The sequence below is a fragment of the Streptomyces sp. NPDC052396 genome (genome assembly GCF_044593195.1).
GTDB lineage: Bacteria > Actinomycetota > Actinomycetes > Streptomycetales > Streptomycetaceae > Streptomyces.
In genome coordinates this window covers 298,661-319,470 of the sequence record NZ_JBIUAW010000001.1, presented here as the reverse complement: position 1 = coordinate 319,470, position 20,810 = coordinate 298,661, and the positions used below count along the sequence as shown (strand labels likewise).

Sequence of the window (20,810 nt, the reverse complement as noted above, 5' to 3'; positions counted from 1 at the left end):
TGCCGGGGCCCGCACCGAGGTACGGGCCCCGGCGCGGGCTCAGTGCTGGTGACCGGGGATGTACGAGGTCACATAGTTGGCGCCGGGCGAGCCGACACCGGTGACGTTGTCGTAGCCGACGGTCGCGGAGAGCGAGCTGTCACTGCCGAAGGTGCGCAGCGAGGTCAACACGCCGTCCTTGGCGTCCACACCGTTGGCGAAGTCCATCCGCACCACACCGATGCCCTGGCCCTTGCCCAGCGGGTGGTCGGTGACGTCGTGGTAGGCGGAGGTGCCGTAGCGGTCGTAGATGGCCGGGTTGGCGAAGCCGAGCGGCACACCGTGGCGGGCCTGCTGGGCCAGCGTCTGGATGGCGGCGATCACCGGGCAGGAGAGCGAGGTGCCGCCGATGCGGTACTCGCCGTACTTCACCGACTTGTCGGGGAAGGCCTGGGTCTGACCGACCAGGAAGCCGGTGTTGGGGTCACCGATGGCGGAGATGTCCGGGGCGACACGCATCGGCTTGGCCGTGCCGTTGATCTTGGAGAGCGCGTCCGGGACCACGCCACGCTGGTAGAAGGGCTGCTCGACGAGGGTGCTGGTGCCGCCACCCGCGCCGCCGTTGAAGGTGCCGGGGAAGTTCTCCCAGTTCTGGCCGTCCTTGGAGAGGCTGGCCTTGCGGGTGCCCCAGCCGGTCTCCCACAGGTACTTGTCGCCCTTGCCGACGGCCAGCGAGGTGCCGCCGACGGAGGTGGCCCAGGCGGAGTTGGCCGGCGAGTCGATGGTCTTCTGGCCGTACTTGGCGGCGTTGTCGCCGTCGTCACCGGAGGAGAAGTAGAAGCCGATGCCCTCGACCGCGCCGGTCTGGAAGAGGTGGTCGTAGGCGGCGGCCGCGTCCGGGGTCTCCTGGGACTCGATGCTGCTCCAGGAGTTGGAGACGACGTCCGCGAGCCGGTTGTCGACGACCTTGTTGAGCGCGTCCATCAGGTCGGGGTCCTGGCAGGAGGCGCCGCCGACGTAGACGATGTTGGCATCCGGGGCCACCGCGTGCGCGGCCTCGATGTCCAGGGTCTCCTCGCCGTACCAGCCGGAGGCGTCACAGCCGTCGGGGCCGGTCTGGGTGTAGTCGCTCGGCAGCACCTGGCTGAACTGGCCCTTGCGGTAGGGCTTGTCGCCGTTGCGCTTGGCGTACTCCGCGATGTCGCCGGTGATCGTCGGCGAGGCGTAGGCGTCGGTGATGGCGATGGTGGCGCCCTTGCCGGTGAAGCTCTTGGCACCGTAGGCGGCCCGCAGCTGCTTGCCGGTGTAGCCGCGGATGGCGTACGGGGCCTGGCCGCCGTAGGCCGGGGGAAGGCTCTTGTTGACCTTGGAGCCGTAGTAGGTGGAGAACGGCCCGGAGTTGACGAAGGCCTTGCCGGGGCCGGGCAGGGCGTCGGCGGGGCGGTTCAGCTTGGGGGCGTTGTTCAGGCCGGTGACCGTGAGCACCGCGCCGTCCAGGGAGGTGGGGACGGAGGCGGTCTTGGCGGGGGCGACGAGGGTCTTGCCGTCCTTGGCGAACTGGTGCAGCTCGGTGCCGAACGCCTTCTTGACCGCGGCGGCGTCACCGGTGACCGAGATGTAGTGGTCGTTGGAGCCGGTCACCTTCAGGCCGGAGGACTTCAGCCAGGCGGTGACCTTGGCTATCTGGCCCTTGGTGGGGGCAAACCGCTGCTGCGCCTGCTTGGCGGTCAGGTACTTGCCGTAGTGGGGCGACTTGGGGTCGGAGACGGCCTGCGCGTACTCGGCCAGTCCCTTGGCGTCCCGGCCGGCCAGGTAGACCCGGGCGCTGACCCGCTTGGAGTCGGGCGTGCTGCCGCGGTCGGCCTTGGCGGTGGCCCAGGTCGGCTTGGTGCCGGCCAGGGACTCCCGGCCGTGCGGGCCGCTGTCGGCGCCGGCGGTGGGCGCGGCGAGCGCGAGCGCCCCGGCCACCAGCGGCAACGCCGCCGCCAGGGACAGTCCGGCGCGCGTTCTGGAACGTCCTGCTCTCATGAAACCCCCTGCGATGCGCATGGTCGCGATTGGTCGCGTGGTCGCCTATGCGGGGGCGGTGAACGCCGTCCGCATATGGGACGTCACCCTTTCGATGAACTGTTCATATGTGGGGCATGAGTTCGCCAAGAAGAGACCAAAGAAATCTCATGTTCCGCATGAGCAAGGGGCGTTGAGGGAGCAATAGCGCAAAACCGGCGCCGGCAGAGGTCAAACGAACCGACGGTAGCAGCGGTGCTGCCGGTCAGGGGTGGGGTTGTGTGAATCGGTCAAGTGCGCCCCGGTCGCTGCCTAACGTCGCGCAGCATGAGCCCGCACCCCTTTCTTGACCGCACCGCAGGCGTCCTGGCCCTGGTCACCCTCACCGCCGCCGTCGTCTGGGGGCTGATCGCGGCCGGCTGCCTGATCGGGGTGCCGCTCACCGCGCGCGCCCGGCTGCTGGCCCAGGCGGTCCACCGGGCGCTGGGCGTGGGCGCGTTGGGCTTCCTGGCCGTGCATATCGCGGTGAAGACCGCCGAGGGGCACGCGGCGGTGACGGCCTCACTGCTGCCGTTCTCCTCCGGGGCGCTGCTCGGGCTGGGGGCGCTGGCCGGATATCTGCTGGTGCTCGCCGCGGCAACTGGAGCGCTGCGTTCCGCATTTGTCGGGCGCGGCCGGCTGGCCCGGCACTGGCGCGCCCTGCACTCCTGCGCCTATCCGGCCTGGTGTGCCGCTCTCCCCCACGGCCTCAACGCGGGCCGCGCTCCGGCGGCTTGGGTGCCGGCCTGCTACGCCCTGTGCCTGGCGGCGGTGGCGGCGGCCCTGACCTTCCGGGTACTGGCCGGCTCCCCGGGCGCGGGATGGCTGCGGGCCCGGGTGCAGGCGGCCATGGGCGGCGGTGCGCACACCGGCCGACGGAGGCGGACCGGCGCGGACCGCGGCGGGGCGCACGCCGGACCGGCGCGGACCGGACGCGGCGGGGGGCGGGGACAGGAGAGCGCCAGGGGGCACGATCGGGAGGAGGCCGGGTGGCACGGCCGGGAGGAAGCCGGGCACCACGACCGGGACGGGACCGGACAGGCATACGCCCGCGGTGGGGCGTCCACGCTGCTGTCGCGCCCGGAGGGCCGGGGATGAACGAGCCGCTGCCGGAACTGCCACCGGTGACCGCGCTGGGCCCGGCACGGGTGACGGCCGGACTGGCCGGGGCGCCGGGCGGAGCACTGCCCGTAGCGCCGGGCGGGGCATTCACCGGAGCCGAACGGCTGGACCACCGGGCGCACTTGGCGGTGCACGGGACGCTGCCCCGGCTCACCGAGTCACAGCTGACGCTGCTGGCACAGACCATCGCGCTGCGCGGGCGCGGCGGGGCGGGATTCCCGTTCGCGCGCAAGCTGCGCGCGGTGGGGGACGCGGCCCGGCGGCGCGGGATGCGGCCGGCGGTGGTGGTCAACGGCTGCGAAGGGGAACCGGCCTGCCGCAAGGACACCGTGCTGCTGGCCCGCGCCCCGCACCTGGCCCTGGACGGCGCGCTGCTGGCGGCCGGAGCGCTGGGGGCGCGGACCGTGGTGGTCGCGGTCACCCGGGCCCGTACCGAGTCCTCGGTACGGGCCGCGCTGGCCGAGCGGGGGCTGTCCGACCGGCGGGGACGGGCGGTACGCGCCCGGGTGGTGCGCCTTCCGGAGCGGCTGGTCTCCGGGGAGTCCGCCGCCGTACTGCGGGCCGCCGGCGGCGGACCGGCCCGGCCGCCCGGCCGGCACGCCCGGGCCAGCGAGGTCGGGCTGGCGGGGGCACCCACCCTGCTGTCCAACGCCGAGACCTATGCCCAGCTCGCCCTGGCGGCCCGGCTGGGCGCCCCCGGCTATGCCGCTACCGGCACCGGCCGGGAACCGGGCACCCTGCTGCTCACAGTCTCGGGCGCGGCGCCCGCCCCCTGGGTGGTGGAGGCACCCGTCGGGATGCCGCTGCCCGAGGTGCTGCGGCGGTGCGGTGTGCCCGGACCCGTGCAGGGCGTGCTGGTGGGCGGCTACCACGGGGCCTGGCTGGACGCCGCGACGGCCGCCACCGCCGTACTGGACCGGGAGGCACTGGCCGCCCGGGGCTGCACCCTGGGCGCCGGGGCGCTGCTGCCGCTGCCCGCGGACAGCTGCCCGCTGGGCGAGACGGTACGGGTGGCGCACTGGCTGGCCGGAGAGTCGGCCGGGCAGTGCGGACCCTGCCGACTGGGGCTGCCGGCCCTGGCCGGAGCGCTGGCGGAGCTGACCGGCGGTGGCGGGGCGGCCGCCCTGGACACCCTGTGGCAAGCGGCGGGGGCGGTGCGCGGGCGCGGCGCCTGCGCACACCCGGACGGGGCGTCCCGCCTGGTGCTCAGCGCCCTGGACGCCTTCCCGGACGACCTGGCCGCACACCTCGGCGGCACCGGGTGCGGGCGGCCGACGGCCGGGGTGCTGCCGCTGCCCGCCACCGGGACCCGCCCGGACGGAACCGACGGGGCCGAGGAGCGGCTGACGGTGGACTGGACGCTGTGCGAGGGCCATGGTCTGTGCGCCGGGCTGCTGCCGGAGCTGGTGCGGATGGACACCGACGGCTACCCGACGCCGGCGGCCGCCGCCGTACCCCGGCGGCTGCGCGGCCGGGCCCAGCGGGCGGTGAGCCGCTGCCCGGCCCTGGCCCTGCGGCTGGAACGGGCCCAAATACGCTGAGCGGGCCGCCCTTTACCGGACGACCCGCTCAACTCACTGTGGAGCTAAGGAGAATTGAACTCCTGACCTCCTGCATGCCATGCAGGCGCTCTACCAACTGAGCTATAGCCCCTTGTTTTGTTTTCCGCCCGGTTCCCCCGGCGACATCGACTACATTACACGGACCCCCCCGCCATCTGCCAAATCGAGGGCCCGCTCGATCAACAGCAGCAACCTTTGCCCGATTTGCCCCCATATCGGGGGCCGTATCGAGACGGCTGAGGCCGACCGGACCTCAGGCCGTGGCAAAGGAATAGAACCGCTTGAGCGCGCAGTGCTCATCGAGCAGCCGACCGTAGATCGGCTCGCCCTCCAGCTCCCGATATGTCTCGATCGGGTCGCCCTTTATGATCAACGCCCGCGCGCACTCGACACACCAGTACTGGTAGTCGGGATTGATCGGTTCCATATCGCGAACGATCGGCGTCCCACTGCCGCACCAGTCGCATTTCCGGCTGTGTGCACCCATTCACTCAGCTCCAGCTGTGGCCGCAGGCGGTACAGACGTAGGAAACACCGCCGTTGTCGCCGAGCACCTGGGCCACATGAGCGGATCCGCATGCCGGACACTGAATCGACGCCGTCAGAGGGAGGGCATCGAATTCCGCGAGGACGCGCATCGGCATATCGCCTTCCCTCCCCTTCGGCCCCGTCCGCTCCCGGCTGTCCGATTCTGCCATGCGGCGGGCGCCAGGTCAGCGCCGCGGCCGCACCAGGCCCGTACCCACCGCGGCCAACGCCGTACCTCCCAGGGCGAGGCAGGTGACCCAGACCGAGTGCGCCGCCTGATGCGCCCCTGCGCCCCCGTCACCGCCCAGGTACACCGCCCCGAACACGGCGATGCCGGTGAGCATGCCGATCTGCGAGGTGGTGGCCAGCAGCCCGCTGGCATCCGCGGCGTGCTCCGGGGCCACCGTGGCCAGCGCCCGGGTCAGCGTCGGGCTGAAGGCCATGCTCACCCCGGCCCCACAGGCGGCCGTCAGCACATAGAGCGCGGCACCACCATCGCCACCGCCCCGCAGCAGCAGCCCCAGCCCCAGATAGCCGGCCGCCGCCAGCACCAGGCCCACCGGCGCCAGCGCGCCATGCCAGCGGGCGGGCAGCCGCTGCCAGTTGAGCCCTATGACACCGAACAGCGCGGCCATGGGCACAAACGCCAGCCCCGTCTGCTGGGCGCTGAACCCCAGGGCACTCTGCAGATGCAGCGAAAGCACCAGCAGGAAGGCGCCGTTGACCGCCATGGACAGCCCGATCCGGGTCACCGCCCTGGGCACCCCGGGCGCCCGCAGCACCACCGGCGATATCAGCGGCGCTCCCCCGCGCCGGGCCAGCCGGGACTCATACACTCCGAACACCACGGCCAGCACCGCGCTCAGCGCGAACGACACCCAGCACCACACCGGCCAGTTCTGGTCCTGGCCGAGCACCATCGGCACGGTGAACAGGGTGACCGCCGCCGCCAGCAACAGCAGGCCGGGCAGATCCAGGCCACGGGAGCCCTCGCCGGCCTCCCGCTCGTCGTGCGGCATCAGCCGCAGGCCCAGCACCAGGAGCAGCACGCCTATCGGCACATTCACCAGGAAGACCGGCCGCCAGCTCAGCCCATAGAGATCGGCGCTGACCAGCACCCCGCCCACGATCATGCCCGCCGCCGCGCCGGAGGCCAGCACCGCGGAGTAGGCGCCCAGCGCCCGAGTGCGCGAACTGCCCGTGTAGGTACGCTGGATGAGGCTGAGTACCTGGGGCAGCATCATCGCCGACCCGGCGCCCTGAACGAACCGGAACGCTATCAACTGGCCGGTGTCGGCGGCGAGTCCGCAGCTGAGCGAGGCCAGCGTGAACAGCGCGACACCCAGCAGGAACATCCTCCGGTGGCCATGCCGGGCGCCCAGCCGCGCGCCGGTGATCAGCAGCACCGCATAGGCGATGGTGTAGCCCGCCACTATCAGCTGCATCCCGGCCCCCGAGGCGTGCAGCTCGGTGCGCATGGTGGGGGCGGCCACATTGACGATGAACACATCGAGCAGCGCCATGAATTGGCCGGTGAGCACGATCGCCAGCAGCCAGGCCGGTCTGGGTGGCCGGCCCCGGACACCCTGGCGGGCGGCGTTGTCGGTGGCACCCGCTTTACTGGCGGGACGAGTGGGGGTGGCTTCGGTGAGGATCTCGGTCATGGCAACCAGCCTGAGGCAGGTACCGCACGGGTACCGAGAGCCCACGGATGCTGGTACTGACAGCACCTGGCAACCCCCCGGAATGACGATGACGATGGGGGAATGACCACGATGGCGACGACCAACGGACGCAAACGCCCGGAGCTGGCCGCCTTTCTGCGCAGCAGACGGGCCCGGGTGACCCCGGCCGACGTCGGCATGCCCGAGGGGCTGCGGCGCCGTACGCCCGGGCTGCGCCGTGAGGAGGTCGCCCAGCTCTCCGGCGTCGGCGTCACCTGGTACACCTGGCTGGAGCAGGGCCGCCCGATCAACGCCAGTGTGCAGGTGCTGGACGCCATCGCCCGCACCCTGCGGCTGGACCAGGCCGAGCGTGAGCACCTCTACCACCTCGCCGAAGTCCCCTACGCCCCGGAGCGGGTGGCCGACGCCGAGTGTGTCGGCCCGGAGGTGCGGGGCATCGTCGACGGCCTCCATCCGCTGCCGGCCGTGGTCTACAACGCCCGTTACGACCTGCTGTCCGCCAATGCCGCCTACCGGGCGATGTTCCCGTTCGTCCACTACGCGCCGGAGGGCAAGTGCAATGTGCTGTGGCAGCTGTTCACCATGCCCGTCTGCTGCAACCCCTTCATCGACCGCGATGCCGAAATGCCCCTGCTGGTGGCGGCGTTCCGCGGCGCGTACGGCCGTCATGTCGGCGAGCCGGCCTGGGAGACCTTTATCGAGCGCCTCTCAGCGGCCAGCGAGGACTTCCGCCGGCTGTGGGCCGCGGGGGATGTGCTGCCGCCCGGGCACCGGATAAAGCACGTCCACCATGTCTCGGTGGGCGAGCTGCGGCTGACCTCCACCTCGCTGGCGGTGGGCGGCGTTCCGGAGACCCGGATCGTGGTCTACACACCCAATGACGAGGAGAGCCGGGCGCGGATAGAGCTGCTGTGCGCCGCCGAGGACCCGGTGATCGGCTGCTGTGTGCACGCCCGCCGCCTCTCGGAGATACGCGCCCTGCGGGCGGAGGTCCGGGAGCTGGAGCAGGTGGGCTGAGGCGCGGCGGTCCGGGCGGGCCGGGGCGGAAATGCCACGATCCCGCCCCTCTCGGCGAGAGGGACGGGATCGTGCGGGCTGTGGAGCTAAGGAGAATTGAACTCCTGACCTCCTGCATGCCATGCAGGCGCTCTACCAACTGAGCTATAGCCCCGCTGTTCCCGGTTCTTCCGGAGGTTTCCTCCGCGTTCCCCGCGAACAAGAAGAACTTTAGCCTGCGACCTGGCCGAATGTGAAATCGGGCGGTGGCCGGCCCCGGCGGCGCTCAGTCGTCGTCGCCGAGGACCGGCTCCGGCAGGGTGCCGGCGTTGTGCTCCAGCAGCCGCCAGCCGCGGGCACCCTCGCCCAGCACCGACCAGCAGCAGTTGGTGAGGCCGCCGAGCGCCTCCCAGGAGTGCGGCGCCAGGCCCAGCAGCCGGCCGATGGTGGTGCGGATGGTGCCGCCATGGCTGACCACCACCAGAGTGCCGCCGTCCGGCAGCTTCTCCGCGCCGGCCAGCACCACTGGGGCGGCCCGGTCGGCGACCTCGGTCTCCAGCTCGCCGCCGCCGCGCCGCACCGGCTCACCGCGCTTCCAGGCCGCGTACTGCTCCCCGTAGCGCTCGATGATCTCCTCATGGGTGAGCCCCTGCCAGACGCCCGCATAGGTCTCCCGCAGCCCGGCGTCGGCGGCCACCGGCAGGCCGGTGAGCGAGGACAGCTCGGCGGCGGTGGCGGCGGCCCGTTGGAGGTCGGAGGCGAGGATGGCGTCGGGCTTCATGGCGGCCAGCAGCCGGGCCGCCCGGCGGGCCTGGGCCACGCCGGTCTCGGTCAGCTCGATGTCCGTGGAGCCCTGGAAGCGGCGTTCCACGTTCCAGGCCGTCTGGCCGTGCCGCCACAGGACGATGCGACGGCCCCGGCCGCCCCCGCCGCCGTTCAGCTCAGCTCTCCGTCCACACCTGCCTGGGTGCGGGCGTACTCCGCGGCCTTGCCCCGGGTGGCCACCGCGTCGTCGGGCAGCTGGATCTCGGGGCAGTCCTTCCACAGCCGCTCCAGGGCGTAGAAGACGCGCTCCTCGCTGTGCTGGACGTGCACCACGATGTCCACGTAGTCCAGCAGCACCCAGCGGGCGTCGCGGTCGCCCTCGCGCCGCACCGGCTTGGCGCCCAGCTCCTTCAGCAGCCGCTCCTCGATCTCGTCGACGATCGACTTGACCTGGCGGTCGTTGGGGGCCGAGGCCAGCAGGAAGGCGTCGGTGATCGACAGTACGTCGCTGACGTCGTACGCGATGATGTCGTGCGCGAGCTTGTCGGCGGCCGCCTGGGCGGCGGCCTGGATGAGCTCGATGGAGCGGTCAGTGGCGGTCACAAGCCATGCTTTCGCTAGGGGTCGGTACGCCTCAAGGGTCTCACGACCCGCCGGTGCCCTTCCCTGGCTTTTCCGGCCGCTGCCCGGCCCGCCGCACGCACCCGCCCCGGTCAGCTCCTGAAGTCCTTGCCGAGCACCACGGTGATGTCGGCGTTGGCCGCGCCCTGTCCCTTCCGTACCGCGCTCACCGGCAGCCCCAGGGTCTTGGCGACCTCCCTGGCGTCATCGGCCCGCTTGTCATCGGTGTACACCACCGCGGAGGCGCCCTGGCCATGGGCGGTGCCGCCGTCGAGGTAGGTGTAGCCGCCGTTGACCAGCGCCACCTGGGCCGACTGGGCGGCGGCCGGGCCTCCGGTGGCGTTCTTCACACTCACCCGGGGCGTGCTGTCCCGGCCCGCGCTCTTCACCGCACCGCCCAGCACCTCCCTGACCACCTGGTCGGCGGCGGTCCCGTCCAGGGTGCCGTCCGCCCGTACCGGCAGCAGCGTGGTGGTGTACGCACCGGCCCGGGCCCGCGTGGCCAGCCCGGCCAGCGAGGCGCCCAGGTCCTTGACCGACAGCGAGGGGTCGGGGATCTGGGCCAGCTGCTCCACGGTGTTGGTGGCCGCGCCGCTGTCGGTGGACAGCTTCTTCAGCACCGCCTGCATCACCTGGCCGAAGCGGGCCAGCTGCCGGGTCTGGTCCTCCCGGGCGGCCCGGTAGGTGGCATAGGCGACCGCCGTCTGCCCGTTGAGGCTCTGGCCGCTGCCCCGGTGCACCAGCGGGTCGTCGCCGGGCTTGGCGCCGGGCACATCGGTGTCCGCGTCCAGGGTGATGCCGCCGGCCAGCTGGACCAGGTTCTCCAGGTAGGGGGTGTCCAGCCGCCAGCTGCCCTTGATCTGCGAGCCCAGCAGGGTGTTGAGGGCGTCCCGGGTGGCACCGGTGCCGGCATCGGTGACCGACTTGCCCAGGGTGGTGGCGCCGCCGCCCTCCTTGGCCACGGCCAGTGAGTTGGGCAGCAGGACGGTGGTGGCCTTCCCGGTGGTCCGGTTGTCCACCAGCAGGGCGGTGGAGCTGCCGCCGCCCCTGATCTGGCGCAGATGGACCACGATCACATCGCGCTGCTGGGCGCCGCCGGCCCCGGCGCCCTTCTTCTGGTCCGAACCGGCCAGGAAGAACCAGGCCAGGCCGCCGGCCAGGACCAGCACCAGCGCCACGCCCAGCGCGACATAGCGGTTGCGGCCCTTGCGCTTGCGCTCGTCACGGCGTTCGCTGCGGCTCTCGCTGAACTTCAGCCAGTCGATGACGTCCTCGGACTCCTCGTCCGGGGTCTCGACGAAGGAGAACTGCTCGGTGCGGTAGACGGGGGCTTCCGGGCCGCCCGCCCCCTCCCCACCGGCTACCTCGCCACCGGCGGCCTCGTCCGGGGCCTGCCGGGGTTCGGGGATCTGCGGCTCCGCCGGGGCGGCCGGCCCGTCCTGCCACTCGGCCTGCCGCGGGATCCGCTCCTGCTGCCGGGTCTGCGGCTGGGTGTACGGCTGAGCGTGGGGCTGCGGCTGGTGGGCCGCGGCGTCAGCGGGGTCATAGGGCTGCTGCGGCCGGCCGGCGGCATAGGGGTCGTAGCCATGGCCCTGTTCCGGGGCGGGGAACTGCTGGAGGGGCTGGCCGTAGACGTCATAGACCCGCTCCGGCGCGTCCGGCTGGTACACCGGCCGGCCATAGGCGTCGTAGCCGTACACCTGCGGCTGGTACGCGTAGGGATCGTGCGCGTACGGGTCCTGGCGGTCGTTCAACGGTGCCCCTCGAGTGGCCCTCGGGCCGGGATCGGCCGGATGTCAGCCGTCGTGACGGTACAGCTTGCGCTTGTGGATGTAGCGCACCACACCGTCCGGGACCAGGTACCAGACCGGCTCCCCGGCGGCCACCCGCGCGCGGCAGTCGGAGGAGGAGATGGCCAGGGCCGGGACCTCGACAAAGGAGACCCGGTCGTCGGGCAGCCCGGGGTTGGCCAGTATGTGGCCGGGCCGGGTCACCCCGATGAAGTGGGCGAGCTGGAAGAGCTCGTCGGTGTCCCGCCAGGTGAGGATCTGGGAGAGCGCGTCGGCGCCGGTGATGAAGAACAGATCCGTGTCGGCGTTGAGGTCCCGCAGCTCACGCAGGGTGTCCGTGGTGTAGGTGGGGCCGCCGCGGTCGATGTCGATCCGGCTGACCGAGAACTGCGGGTTGGACGCGGTGGCGATCACCGTCATCAGATAGCGGTCCTCGGCGGGCGAAACCTGGCGGTGGCTCTTCTGCCAGGGCTGCCCGGTCGGCACAAAGACCACCTCGTCGAGGTGGAACTGCGAGGCCACTTCGCTCGCGGCGACCAGGTGGCCGTGGTGGACCGGGTCGAAGGTCCCGCCCATCACGCCGAGCCGCCGCTTGACGGGCTCTGTCTGCTCTCCCATGCGTGCAGACCCTACTGGGCGCGGTGCGGCACCGGCCGTTCGGGGACGCTCCCGGCTCAGCGGTCCCGGTTGAAACGGGTGGTGATCCAGAGCAGGAGGAGCAGGATGACCAGCGCACCGCCACCGGTCATATAGGGGCTGATGCTCTTGTGGGTGTCCACATGCTCGCCCTCGGAGGCGAGGGAGACCAGGGCGGCGTGGGCAGTGGTGAGGTTCACGTCGGCAGGACCTATCCGGGAGGGATCGGGTGGAGACTTCGGCCACATCGTATGCAAGGACTTACGCGGAGCTCACGCCGACTCCTGGCACGGGTGCCGCGACGGTCACTTCCGGTAGCCGCGCAGCAGCAGCCAGGCGGTGAGCGGGACGCCCACCAGAAGGACCAGCAGGACGGTGCGCAGCAGCGCGCCGGGGCCCTGGTCATGGGCGTTGACGGCGAGGACCTCGGTGGCGGCGGGGTGGGCGGCGAATTCATGGATGACGGGCATGTCTCCACGGTAGCCATGTCGGTGGCACGGCCTAGGGTGGGGTCCATCAGCCGGGGGACGGGCGAGTCGAGGGGGTTTTCGATGAGTGACGACACGGTGGCCGGCGACCGGCTGCCCAGCCGCGACCGCAGGCGGTTCCCGGACATCTCATCCCGGGCCTATGAGCACCCGGCGGACCGCTCGGCGCTGGTGGCGCTGCGCAAGCTCAGCGGCTTCGACACGGTGTTCAAGGCGCTCAGCGGGCTGCTGCCGGAGCGCAGCCTGCGGCTGCTGTTCCTGTCGGACTCAGTGCGGGTGAGCGAGCGGCAGTTCCCGCATCTGCACACCATGCTGCTGGACGCCTGCCACATCCTGGACCTGCCCAAGGTCCCGCCGATGTACGTCACCCAGGACCCGCAGCCCAACGCCATGTGCGTCGGTCTGGACGAGCCCGTCCTGGTGCTCACCACCGGGCTGGTGGAGCTGCTGGACGAGGAGGAGATGCGGGCGGTCGTGGGCCATGAGGTGGGCCATGCGCTCTCCGGGCACGCGGTGTACCGCACCATCCTGCTGTTCCTGACCAATGTGGCGGTCAAGGTGGCCTGGATCCCGCTGGGGAACATAGCGGTGATGGCCATTGTGACCGCGCTGCGGGAGTGGTTCCGCAAGTCGGAGCTGTCGGCGGACCGGGCCGGGCTGCTGGTGGGGCAGGATCCGCAGGCCTCGCTGCGCGGCCTGATGAAGATCGCCGGCGGTAACCATCTGCACGAGATGAATGTGGACGCGTTCCTGGCCCAGGCCGAGGAGTACGAGGCGGGGGGCGACCTCCGGGACTCGGTGCTCAAGATCATGAATCTGCTGCCGCGCAGCCATCCCTTCGCGGTGGTCCGGGCGGCCGAGCTCAAGCGCTGGTCGGAGAGCCGGGACTTCCAGCGGATCATGGACGGGCACTATCCGCGGCGCACCGAGGACAAGGACACCTCGGTCTCCGACTCCTTCCGCCAGTCGGCCGGCCACTACGCGGAGTCGGTGCGCTCCAGCAAGGACCCGCTGATGGGGCTGGTGCGCGATATCGCGGGCGGGGCGGGGGACCTGGGCAGCAAGCTGCGGGACACCTTCACCGGGCGGGGCGGGGGCGGTCCGAAGGGCCCCTCGGACGGCCCGTCGGACGAGCCGGGCAAGAAGGGTGCCCCGTAAGGGTTTTGGGAGCCGCGCCGCGCCGCCGGCGGAGTGCTACGGCGGGGTCGGCTGGGCCGAGGGGGCCAGCACCCCGCACAGCGCGGTGGCGGAGGCGCCGGTGGAGTAGGGGTCCGTGCCCGGGCGGCGGTCCTCGCCGGGGCGCTGGCCGGCCAGCAGCGGGTGCAGATAGGCCGCGTCATCGGCGGAGCAGGTCTCCGGCCCGGCCTGGACGTAACTCTGCAGCACCTGCAGCCGGTTGTCCTGGAGGTCGTCCCGGTCGAAGCGGAAGCGCATCACCCGGCGCACGGTGAACAGCGAGGACCGCGCCGAGTCGGGGGCCTTCGCCGGGCGCACGGCGTAGACGAAGGTGTGGTCCGCGGAGACCTCCAGGGCCGCGGGTGACACCTCGTTGACCGTGAAGGCCCCGCCGACGCGCACCACGGTGTCCGCCAGCGCGATCTGGGCGGGATCGAAGCGCACCACCCAACCGGTCGCGGCATGCTGCCCGTCGGCGGCCGGCCGGGCCAAACTCCGGTCGAACTGGTCAAGTTGGGACGGCGCCAGCAGCAGCCGCACACCGCGCGCCGCGCCGCCCAGCAACACCGCCCGGTCCAGGGCCGATTTGCGGGTGTACTCCTTGGCGGTGGCCAGGGCGGCCATCACCAGGCCCTCGGAGAAGTTCTGGGTGCGGCGTACCGCCGGAAGGTTGATGCCCTCCGCGCCGTCCCGCAGATGCGCCGCCGGGCTGTCGGCGAACAGCTCGGCGGACGGGCCCCCGGGCACCGGTCCGCGCGGCACCAGCGGGACCACAGTGCTGCGCAGCGGCTCGGCCGAGGGCGGCCGGGGCTCCTGGTAGGGGTTGCGCAGGCCCATATAGACGGCCGTGCCAAAGGCCATGGTGATCAGCAGCACCAGCAGCAACAGCTGGCGGGAGGCGCTCAGCCGGGCCCAGGCATGGCGGGTGCGAACGGCGGGCGCATGGTCGGTCATCCGCTCCTGGGCGGAGGATTCCTGGAGCCGGGCAGCACGGATGAACGATTCGTCGAAGACGACGGATCGGTACTCTTCGTCGCCACCTCCCGGGACGCCTTCGGGGGTCCCCTCAGGTGGGTCGCCAGGCCCGCCCATACCTCAAGGGTAGGTCTCCCGGCCCTTCGGTAAACGCACTGGTACACGACAACTTCCCCGGGTGGAGGAGGTCAGCCCCGGTGTGGTGCGGCGGAGGCGGCGGGGGCTCCGGTGCCGTCCGGGACCGTCGGCAGCGGGCCCGGCTGCCCGGTGGCCGCGGTGTCCACCCCGGTGGTGGCGGGCGGCGGGGAGGGGTCGCGCCGCTCCCCGGAGGAGGCGCTGCGGTAGACCGCCGCGAAGGCCAGGGCGATCACCCCGATGCCCATCACCATGGCCAGCACCCAGGCCACCGGGCGGTGCCAGCGGGCCCGGCCGCGGTAGGGGCGGCGCCAGGAGCCGTATCTGCCGTAGGGGCCATAGGCGTCGTCGGGGTCGAGCCCGTCCGTCAGACCGGGCAACTCGCCCGGGCCCAGGGGGGCTTGGCGCGGCCCGTCGTAGGGATCGTCCTCGGCGGAGCCGGCGGCCGGGCGGGGCCGGGCGGCATCCGCCTCGGCACGGGCCCGGTCGGCGGCCAGCAGCCGCTCGGCCGCGCTGGGTTCGTGGATCACGGCGGACCGCACGAACTCCTCGTCGAAGACCACGGAGGCGAACGGGTCGTCCGCGCCCCCGTGGCCGTGGCTCTCGGGCTCCTCGCCGTCCGGGAACGGCTTGCCCCCCACGTCGTCCGGCACCCGTCCAGCGTAAACCCGAAGCAGTCAATCCGCGCGCGGGGGACGGGAATTCGGGCTGCCGCCCGGGCCGGAGCTAGCGGCGGATGTGGCCGTCGCCGGTGACGATGTACTTGGTCGAGGTGAGTTCGGGCAGGCCCATCGGTCCCCGGGCGTGCAACTTCTGGGTGGAGATGCCGATTTCGGCGCCGAAGCCGAACTGACTGCCGTCGGTGAACCGGGTGGAGGCGTTGACGGCCACCGTGGTGGAGTCCACCAGCTGGGTGAAGCGGCGGGCAGCCGCCTGGGAGGTGGTGACGATCGCCTCGGTGTGCCCGGAGGACCACAGCCGGATGTGCGCCACCGCCGCGTCCAGCGAGTCCACCACGGCCGCCGCGATGTCATACGAGAGGTACTCGGTCTCCCAGTCCTCGACCACGGCCGGGACCACGGTGGCCGGGCCGCCCTTGGCGAGCTCCTGCACCCGCTCGTCGCCGTGCACCGTCACCCCGGCCTGGGCCAGCGCGGCCAGCGCCCGGGGCAGGAAGCGCTCCGCGATGTCCTGGTGCACCAGCAGCGTCTCGGCGGCGTTGCAGACACTGGGGCGCTGTGCCTTGGAGTTGAGCAGGATCTCCACCGCCATGTCCAGGTCCGCCTCGGCGTCCACATAGACATGGCAGTTGCCGGTGCCGGTCTCGATCACCGGGACGGTGGACTCCTGGACCACGGTGCGGATCAGGTCGGCGCCGCCGCGCGGGATCAGCACATCCACCATGCCGCGGGCGCGCATCAGCTCGCGGACCGACTCCCGGCTCTCACCGGGCACCAGCTGGACGGCGTCGGCGGGCAGCCCGGCGCCGCCCACCGCGTCCCGGATCACCCGCACCAGGGCGGTGTTGGAGGCGTACGCGGAGGACGAGCCGCGCAGCAGCACGGCGTTGCCGGACTTCAGGCAGAGTGCGGCCGCGTCCACGGTCACATTGGGCCGGGCCTCGTAGATGATGCCAACCACGCCCAGCGGCACCCGGACCTGCCGCAGATCGATGCCATTGGGCAGGGTGGAGCCGCGTACCACCTCGCCCACCGGGTCGGGAAGCGCCACCACATTGCGGACGTCGGCGGCGATGGCCCGCACCCGCTCAGGGGTGAGGGTGAGCCGGTCGACGACGCTCTCGGCGGTGCCGGCGGCGCGGGCCTTGGCCACGTCCTCGGCGTTGGCCTCGATGATCTCCTTGGTGCGCACCTCCAGGGCGTCCGCGATGGCGAGCAGCGCGTCGTCCTTGACCGAGCGTGGCAGCGGCGCCAGGTCAGCGGCCGCGGCGCGGGCGCGGTAGGCGGCACGCAGGACGGCGGACTGGGGCATGGGGTCGGCCAGGGGAGAGGGGAACTCGCTGCTCATGGCGTGCAGCGTAGCCGCCCTGCGGGCGGCGGTTCACCACGTTTCGGGTGCTGGACATCGCGGTTCCGAGCGGGTCGGCAGGTGGCGGTCGCGCCCACGCGGCGGAGCCGCATGATGACACCGCCCCGCGCCTCTGGAGGGCGCCCCTCTCAGAAGGGGTGAACGCCCACCGGGGTGGCGGGCAGTGGTCCGTAACCCTGCGCCATGCGCTGTTGGTAGGTCTCCCGGTCGATGACCTCCAGGCCGACGATCTCCCAGGGCGGCAGCCGGGCCGTGGAGCGGTGTTCGCCCCACAGCCGCAGGGCGACGGCGGCGGCGTCATGGAGGTCGCGGGCTTCCTCCCAGTAGCGGATCTCGGCGTGGTCGCCCGCATAGCGGCTGGTCAGCAGGAAGGGGTGGTCATGGGCCAGCTGTTCCAAGGCCCGCCGGACCTCGGCCGGCGGGGCCTCGGCGCCGGAGACACTGAGGGTGATGTGCCACAGCCGGGAGGTCTCCCCGGCTTCCTCCCCGGCCGGCTGGGCCGGGCCCGTCTCCCCGACGCTGCTCAGTGTGCGCTCCTCCCCCGCAGCCCTGCGGGCGTGCGGCAGGGCCCCTGGGCGCCCTCGTCTCACCGGCGGCCTCCTGTGGTCACCGGCCCCGCGCGGCGCGCGGCGGAGCCGTGTCGTGCTGGTCTGGCCCTGCTCTCGGCACCGCCCGCCCGCGACGGCCCCGCACATCAAAGTTGACCAGCCCGACGGCGGCCGCGGGGCGGTTTTCCGGAAAGGTCCCGAGGAAAGCCTGGGCTTACCTCCGGCGGGGCCGACCTGGGTTGACGCCCGTCAGGAGTGCAGCACGACCAGGTCGTCCCGGTGCACGACCTCCCGCTCGTACTCCGGCCCCAGCTCCCGGGCCAGATCGCGGGTGGAGCGGCCGAGCAGCCGGGGGATCTCCCCGGCGTCGTAGGACACCAGACCACGGGCCACCGCCCGGCCGGCGGGGTCCCGCAGCTCCACCGGGTCGCCGGCCGAGAACTCGCCGTTGACCGCCGCGATGCCCGCGGGCAGCAGCGAGCCGGTGCCCTGGACCACGGCCCGTACCGCACCGTCGTCCAGGGTGAGCGAGCCGCGCGGGGTGGAGGCGTGGGCCAGCCACAGCAGGCGGCCGTCGGGGCGGCGGCCGGTGCGGTGGAAGAAGGTGCCGGTGGGGCGGCCCAGCAGGGCGTCGGCGGCCCGGCTGGCGGAGGTGAGGACCACCGGGATGCCCGCGGCGGCCGCGATCCTGGCGGCCTCCACCTTGGTGACCATGCCGCCGGTGCCCACCCCGGCCTTGCCCGCGCTGCCGATGGAGATGCCCTCCAGGTCCTGTGGGCCGGTGACCTCGGGGATGCGCGAGGTGCCGGGGGTGCTGGGGTCGCCGTCGTAGAGGCCGTCCACATCGGAGAGCAGCACCAGCAGATCGGCCCGGACCAGATGGGCGACCAGTGCGGCCAGCCGGTCGTTGTCGCCGAAGCGGATCTCGTCGGTGGCCACCGTGTCGTTCTCGTTGACCACCGGGACGGCGCCCATGGCCAGCAGCTGGTCCAGGGTGCGGCGGGCGTTGCGGTAGTGCGCCCGGCGGCTGGTGTCGTCGGTGGTCAGCAGCACCTGGCCGACCCGGCGGCCGTAGCGGGCGAAGGAGGCGGTGTAGCGGGCCACCAGCAGCCCCTGGCCGACGCTGGCGGCCGCCTGCTGGCGGGCCAGGTCGCGGGGGCGCCGCTCCAGTCCCAGCGGGGCCAGGCCGGCCGCGATGGCGCCGGAGGAGACCAGCACGATCTCCTTGTCCCGGGTGTCCCCGATCACTCTGGCGATCACGTCGACCAGGGCATCGACCCGGTCGGCGTCCAGCCCTCCGACCGCGGTGGTGAGCGAGGAGGAGCCCACCTTGACCACGATTCTGCGGGCCTCGGTGACCTCGCGCCGCTCCCCTGCCCCTGCCGCTCCTGCCGCCCCTGCCGCCCCTGCCGCCCCTGACAACGTTTACACTCCCCTGTCCTCGCCGGGCCTGTCGCGCATTCCGAAGCGGCCAATCTACCCTCTGTGGATTGCGGTCGTTCGACCCTATTTCGCAGCTATTGCCATGACGGAAGATTGCTCCTGGCCCAGCGGGCGGCATACGGTCGGTTGCGGCCGTTGTCCGAACGTTGCCTTTTGACGTGTCCACCACGGTCTCTCAGACCCCTCAGTTCCTCCTGCCAGGAGCCCGCCCAGTGCCTTCTGCCGGAAATGTCTCCCGCCGAGCCGTACAGGCCGCGGCGCTACTCGCGATGCTGGTGTTCTTCACCCTCCAGCTCGTGGGAGCGCTGCTGCCCAGTGCGCCGCTTCTGATCGCCACCTCGGCGGCGGGCCTCGCGCTCGATCTCTATCTGCAGCACCGCGACCCAGGTCTGCTGGCGCTGCTCGGCAAGATCCGCTTCGACGTCATGGTGCGCCAGTTGCTGCGCGACATGCTCGTCCTGGTCGGACTGCTGCGGCTGCACGGCGACGGCTCGCTGAGCGGCTACGCCCCGCTGTTCGTCGGCCTGGTGCTGTTCTACGGCGCCCACCTGGCCTGCCAGGCGGTGGCCATCCTGGTCCGGCGCACCCGCACCCTGCCCTTCGTCACCCGCAACATCGACGCCACCGGGCTGCGGCTGTCCGCCGCGCCGCCGCGCATCCTGGCCCGCCAGCACGGCCGGCGCCTGGTGCGCTTCGCGGTCCCGGTGACGGCCGGCCTGCTGGCCGCGGCCGGCACCGGCAAGGCGCGCTTCGGCACCATCGGCGTGGGCGTCGGACTGCTGCTGGCCCTGGGCGGCACCCTCTACCTGGCGAGCTGGCTGCGCCGCGGCAAGCGGGTCGCCAACGAGCAGCAGGCCATGGAGTGGCTGGACAAGTGGCTGGCCGACTACCAGCCCACTGTCGGCATGTACTTCTCCGGCGGCACCAGCTCGGCCTACCAGGCCAATATGTGGCTCTCCACCCTCGCCCAGCTGGACGGGCGGCCCATCATCGTGCTGCGCGAGCGCTTCATGGTGAAGAAGATCGAGGCCACCGATGTCCCGATCGTCTGCATCCCCAAGGTCCACCATCTGATGGCCCTGGAGAAGTCCACCCTCAAGCTGCTGCTGCACCCGGCGAACTCCGGCAAGACCTCGCAGGTGCTGCGGATGCCGTCGATCAAGCACGCCTTCATCAACCACGGCGAGAGCGACAAGCTCTCCAGCTGCAACCCCTACTCCAAGGCCTATGACGAGGTCTGGGTGGCCGGCCCGGCCGCGCGCGAGCGCTACCAGCTGGCCGACATCGGGGTGGAGGACAAGGACGTGGTGGAGGTCGGCCGCCCGCAGCTGGCCCCGATCAAGCCCTACGCCGGAGCCCCGGCCCGCTCGTACACCACCGTGCTCTACGCCCCCACCTGGGAGGGCTGGGACGGCAACCCGGGCAACACCTCGGTGATGCTGGCCGGCGAGAACATCGTCCGCGAGCTGCTGGCCGACCCGGCCGTCCGGCTGGTCTACAAGCCGCACCCGATGACCGGTTCGGTGGACCCGCGCGCCGGTGCCGCCAATGACCGCATCATGCGGATGATCCGCGAGGCCAACGAGCGGCGCGACGGCGCCCGCCCGGGCGCGGAGGCGCTGGCCGAGCTGGAGCGGCGCACCACGGAGCTGGACCGCCTCACCACCGCGGTCTTCCGCAACAGCGCGGACGAATCGGAGCGGATGCTGCTGCAGACCGCCCCGGAGCCGGGCCGCTCGGCGGCGGTCGACGCGGCCACCGCGGCCTGGGAGGCGGCCTACTGGGCCTCGCTGCCCGAGTGGGAGCACCAGATCATCACCGGGCCGCGCCCGGCGCTCTACAGCTGCTTCAACGAGGCCGACCTGCTGATCAGCGATGTCTCCAGCGTGGTCTCGGACTACCTGATCAGCGAGAAGCCCTATGCCGTGGCCAACACCAGCGGGATGAGCGAGGAGGAGTTCCTGGCGAACTTCCCGACCGTCACCGCGGCCACCATCCTCGACCCGGAGGCGTCCGGCGTGGCGGCGCTGCTGGCGGCGGTGCGCGATCCGCGCCTGGACAAGCTGGCCGCCGCCCGGGCGGAGCTCAAGGTCCAGCTGCTGGGTCCCTCGGACCCGCCGTCCCTGGTGCGCTTCAACCAGGCGGCGCTGGCGCTGGCCCGCGAGGCGGACGAGCGCAACGCGCGGGTGGCGGCCCGGATGGCCGCCTCCGAGATTCCCGGCCAGCGCGGCGACCTGTCCGAGGTCGCGGGGCGCTGAACCCGGAC

General features: G+C 72.3%; 19 protein-coding genes and 2 tRNA genes. 5 read left to right on the top strand and 16 right to left on the bottom strand.

Features of this window, described 5'->3' with window-relative positions; genetic code table 11:
- Positions 1-39: 39 nt before the first annotated feature.
- Positions 40-2,007, bottom strand: coding sequence for a protease pro-enzyme activation domain-containing protein (locus tag ACIHFE_RS01505; RefSeq protein ID WP_400103388.1), 1,968 nt, complete (start codon positions 2,005-2,007; stop codon positions 40-42).
- 306 nt (positions 2,008-2,313) lie between these two features.
- Between ACIHFE_RS01505 and ACIHFE_RS01500 the strand changes: the two genes are divergently transcribed.
- The gene (locus tag ACIHFE_RS01500) at positions 2,314-3,123 is read left to right on the top strand and encodes a hypothetical protein (RefSeq protein ID WP_400103386.1); all 810 of its coding nucleotides are present in this window, start codon (positions 2,314-2,316) and stop codon (positions 3,121-3,123) included.
- On the top strand, positions 3,120-4,688 hold the full coding sequence (locus tag ACIHFE_RS01495) for an NADH-ubiquinone oxidoreductase-F iron-sulfur binding region domain-containing protein (protein WP_400103384.1): 1,569 nt from the start codon (positions 3,120-3,122) through the stop codon (positions 4,686-4,688). The genes ACIHFE_RS01500 and ACIHFE_RS01495 overlap by 4 nt, the downstream gene beginning before the upstream one ends.
- Before the next feature lie 39 nt (positions 4,689-4,727).
- On the opposite strand, the gene ACIHFE_RS01490 is transcribed toward ACIHFE_RS01495, so the two are convergent.
- The 3 genes from ACIHFE_RS01490 to ACIHFE_RS01480 all read right to left on the bottom strand — a co-directional run bounded on the left by ACIHFE_RS01490 (position 4,728) and on the right by ACIHFE_RS01480 (position 6,901).
- A tRNA-Ala gene (locus ACIHFE_RS01490) sits at positions 4,728-4,800 on the bottom strand.
- Between the two features lie 162 nt (positions 4,801-4,962).
- Positions 4,963-5,196: a hypothetical protein gene (locus ACIHFE_RS01485; RefSeq protein ID WP_109281115.1), complete on the bottom strand. Its 234-nt coding sequence runs from the start codon at positions 5,194-5,196 to the stop codon at positions 4,963-4,965.
- Between the two features lie 226 nt (positions 5,197-5,422).
- On the bottom strand, positions 5,423-6,901 hold the full coding sequence (locus ACIHFE_RS01480; RefSeq protein WP_400103382.1) for an MFS transporter: 1,479 nt from the start codon (positions 6,899-6,901) through the stop codon (positions 5,423-5,425).
- A gap of 111 nt (positions 6,902-7,012) precedes the next feature.
- Between ACIHFE_RS01480 and ACIHFE_RS01475 the strand changes: the two genes are divergently transcribed.
- On the top strand, positions 7,013-7,939 hold the full coding sequence (locus ACIHFE_RS01475) for a helix-turn-helix transcriptional regulator (protein WP_400104387.1): 927 nt from the start codon (positions 7,013-7,015) through the stop codon (positions 7,937-7,939).
- A gap of 81 nt (positions 7,940-8,020) precedes the next feature.
- Here ACIHFE_RS01475 and ACIHFE_RS01470 read toward each other — a convergent pair.
- From ACIHFE_RS01470 to ACIHFE_RS01440, 7 genes are all read right to left on the bottom strand, one after another.
- A tRNA-Ala gene (locus ACIHFE_RS01470) sits at positions 8,021-8,093 on the bottom strand.
- Positions 8,094-8,204: 111 nt separating this feature from the next.
- A complete protein-coding gene (locus ACIHFE_RS01465) occupies positions 8,205-8,858 on the bottom strand; it encodes a histidine phosphatase family protein (protein ID WP_400104386.1) in 654 nt (217 codons plus the stop codon).
- Positions 8,855-9,286 (bottom strand): ribosome silencing factor, encoded by a 432-nt coding sequence (gene rsfS, locus ACIHFE_RS01460; protein ID WP_400103380.1) that lies wholly within the window; start codon positions 9,284-9,286, stop codon positions 8,855-8,857. Before rsfS ends, ACIHFE_RS01465 begins: the two co-directional genes overlap by 4 nt.
- 110 nt (positions 9,287-9,396) lie before the next feature.
- Positions 9,397-11,058, bottom strand: a complete 1,662-nt coding sequence (locus ACIHFE_RS01455) for a LytR C-terminal domain-containing protein (RefSeq protein WP_400103378.1) — start codon at positions 11,056-11,058, stop codon at positions 9,397-9,399.
- Positions 11,059-11,100: 42 nt separating this feature from the next.
- Positions 11,101-11,712 (bottom strand): nicotinate-nucleotide adenylyltransferase, encoded by a 612-nt coding sequence (gene nadD / locus ACIHFE_RS01450; protein ID WP_400103376.1) that lies wholly within the window; start codon positions 11,710-11,712, stop codon positions 11,101-11,103.
- A gap of 56 nt (positions 11,713-11,768) precedes the next feature.
- A complete protein-coding gene (locus ACIHFE_RS01445; RefSeq protein ID WP_400103374.1) occupies positions 11,769-11,930 on the bottom strand; it encodes a hypothetical protein in 162 nt (53 codons plus the stop codon).
- 105 nt (positions 11,931-12,035) lie between these two features.
- A complete protein-coding gene (locus ACIHFE_RS01440) occupies positions 12,036-12,200 on the bottom strand; it encodes a hypothetical protein (RefSeq protein WP_400103372.1) in 165 nt (54 codons plus the stop codon).
- An 81-nt stretch (positions 12,201-12,281) separates the two neighbouring features.
- Here ACIHFE_RS01440 and ACIHFE_RS01435 point away from each other — a divergent pair, with 81 nt between their 5' ends.
- Complete coding sequence (locus ACIHFE_RS01435; RefSeq protein ID WP_400103370.1) at positions 12,282-13,376, top strand: M48 family metallopeptidase; 1,095 nt, start codon at positions 12,282-12,284, stop codon at positions 13,374-13,376.
- A gap of 36 nt (positions 13,377-13,412) precedes the next feature.
- Here the strand turns inward: ACIHFE_RS01435 and ACIHFE_RS01430 are convergent, their stop codons facing one another.
- From ACIHFE_RS01430 to proB, 5 genes are all read right to left on the bottom strand, one after another.
- The gene (locus ACIHFE_RS01430; protein ID WP_400103368.1) at positions 13,413-14,486 is read right to left on the bottom strand and encodes a hypothetical protein; all 1,074 of its coding nucleotides are present in this window, start codon (positions 14,484-14,486) and stop codon (positions 13,413-13,415) included.
- A gap of 71 nt (positions 14,487-14,557) precedes the next feature.
- Complete coding sequence (locus ACIHFE_RS01425; RefSeq protein ID WP_400103366.1) at positions 14,558-15,157, bottom strand: hypothetical protein; 600 nt, start codon at positions 15,155-15,157, stop codon at positions 14,558-14,560.
- 73 nt (positions 15,158-15,230) lie between these two features.
- A complete protein-coding gene (locus ACIHFE_RS01420) occupies positions 15,231-16,532 on the bottom strand; it encodes a glutamate-5-semialdehyde dehydrogenase (protein WP_400103364.1) in 1,302 nt (433 codons plus the stop codon).
- Between the two features lie 149 nt (positions 16,533-16,681).
- Entirely contained in the window at positions 16,682-17,143 is a 462-nt protein-coding gene (locus ACIHFE_RS01415; RefSeq protein ID WP_400103362.1) for a hypothetical protein, read from the bottom strand.
- 207 nt (positions 17,144-17,350) lie between these two features.
- Positions 17,351-18,442 carry a glutamate 5-kinase gene (proB, locus tag ACIHFE_RS01410; RefSeq protein WP_400104385.1) on the bottom strand — a complete coding sequence of 364 codons (1,092 nt, stop codon included), beginning with the start codon at positions 18,440-18,442 and terminating at the stop codon, positions 17,351-17,353.
- A gap of 314 nt (positions 18,443-18,756) precedes the next feature.
- On the opposite strand from proB, the gene ACIHFE_RS01405 reads away from it, so the two are divergent.
- Positions 18,757-20,802, top strand: a complete 2,046-nt coding sequence (locus ACIHFE_RS01405) for a hypothetical protein (protein ID WP_400103360.1) — start codon at positions 18,757-18,759, stop codon at positions 20,800-20,802.
- Positions 20,803-20,810 lie beyond the last annotated feature (8 nt).